Genomic DNA, 1697 nt, shown 5'->3' with positions numbered 1-1697 from the left:
GTGGCCGCTCCGGCTCCGGTCGCCCCGGCTGCTCCGGCCCCGGTGGCTCCGGCCGCTCCGGCCGCCGCCCCGGCCGCCCCGGCTCCGGTGGCCCAGGCCGTGCCGGCCGCCGACGCCGGTGACGCCTACGTCACCCCGCTGGTGCGCAAGCTCGCCGCCGAGCAGGGTGTCGCGCTGTCCGCCGTCGCCGGTACCGGTGTCGGTGGCCGCATCCGCAAGCAGGACGTGCTGGCCGCCGCCGAGGCCGCCAAGGCGCAGGCCGCCGCCCCGGCGCCCGCTGCCGCGAAGGCCCCGGCCACCGTCGCCGCGGTCTCCCCGCTGCGCGGCACCACGGTCAAGATGTCCCGCCTGCGCTCGGTGATCGCCAAGCGCATGGTCGAGTCGCTCCAGGTGTCGGCCCAGCTGACCACCGTGGTCGAGGTGGACATCACCAACATCATGCGGCTGCGTGCCAAGGCGAAGGCCGGCTTCGAGGCCCGCGAGGGCGTCAAGCTGTCCCCGATGCCGTTCTTCGTGAAGGCCGCCACCGAGGCGCTGAAGGCCCACCCGGTCGTCAACTCCCAGGTGAACGAGGCCGAGGGCACCATCACCTACCACGGCGCCGAGCACGTCGGCATCGCGGTGGACACCGAGCGCGGTCTGCTGGTCCCGGTCATCCACGACGCGGGCGACCTCAACATCGCCGGCATCGCGAAGAAGACCGCCGACCTGGCGGCCCGTACCCGCGACAACAAGGTGACCCCGGACGAGCTGGGTGGTGGCACCTTCACCATCACCAACACCGGCTCGCGCGGTGCCCTGTTCGACACCCCGATCATCAACCAGCCGCAGGTGGCGATCCTGGGCATCGGTGCCGCTGTGAAGCGCCCGGTGGTCATCAACCACCCGGACCTGGGCGAGACGATCGCGGTCCGCGACATGGTCTACCTGGCCCTGTCGTACGACCACCGGATCGTCGACGGCGCCGACGCCGCCCGTTACCTGGGCACCGTCAAGGCCCGTCTGGAAGAGGGCGCCTTCGAGGGCGACCTCGGCCTCTGACGGTCACAGGCCTGACCGCCGGTGCCCCGCTCGTCCCCGGACGGGCGGGGCACCGGCGTCTGCGGCCGTTGGCCCGAACCGGGGAGCACGGGGTACCCGCCCCCGTGCGCCGCGAGTGCGTCGGCGGGGGTGAGCGAGGATGCTGGAGCGGTGATGTACGAGACGGACTTCTGGCAACTGATCGACGAGACCAGGGACGCGGCCGAGGGCGACCCGGACGACCAGGCGGACGCGCTGGTGGAGCGCCTGGCGCAGTTGACGCCCGATGACGTGATCGACTTCGCCCGGCTGTTCGAGGCGCGGTTCCAGCGCGCGTACCGGACCGAGCTGTGGGGCGCCGCCCACCTCCTGATGGACGGCGCCCCGGACGACGCCTTCGACTACTTCCGGTGCTGGCTGATCGGCCAGGGCCGGGAGGTGTTCGAGGGTGCCGTGCACGAGCCGGACGCGTTGGCGGACCTGGTGCCGGACTTCGACGAGGAGGAGGACGGCGACGCGGAGGACCTCGGTTACGCGGCCGACGAGGCGTACGAGGCGCTGACCGGGCTGCCGCTGCCGGACCTCGGGATGGAACAGCCGGACGGACCCGAGGGCGAGCCCTTCGACTTCGACGACCCCGAGATCATGGCGAAACGGTTCCCCCGGCTGTGGGAGCG

2 protein-coding genes are annotated in these 1697 nt (G+C 72.8%); both read left to right on the top strand.

Features of this window, described 5'->3' with window-relative positions; translation table 11 throughout:
• A partial coding sequence (sucB, locus tag AA75_RS15270) for a 2-oxoglutarate dehydrogenase, E2 component, dihydrolipoamide succinyltransferase (protein ID WP_033820556.1) occupies positions 1-1041 on the top strand: 1041 nt, incomplete at its 5' end.
• 153 nt (positions 1042-1194) lie between these two features.
• The coding region (locus tag AA75_RS15265; RefSeq protein ID WP_033820559.1) for a DUF4240 domain-containing protein at positions 1195-1697 on the top strand (503 nt) is incomplete at its 3' end.

The organism is Kitasatospora sp. MBT63 (assembly GCF_000710465.2).
Lineage (GTDB): Bacteria > Actinomycetota > Actinomycetes > Streptomycetales > Streptomycetaceae > Kitasatospora.
This window is presented reverse-complemented; position numbering and strand designations above follow the sequence as displayed.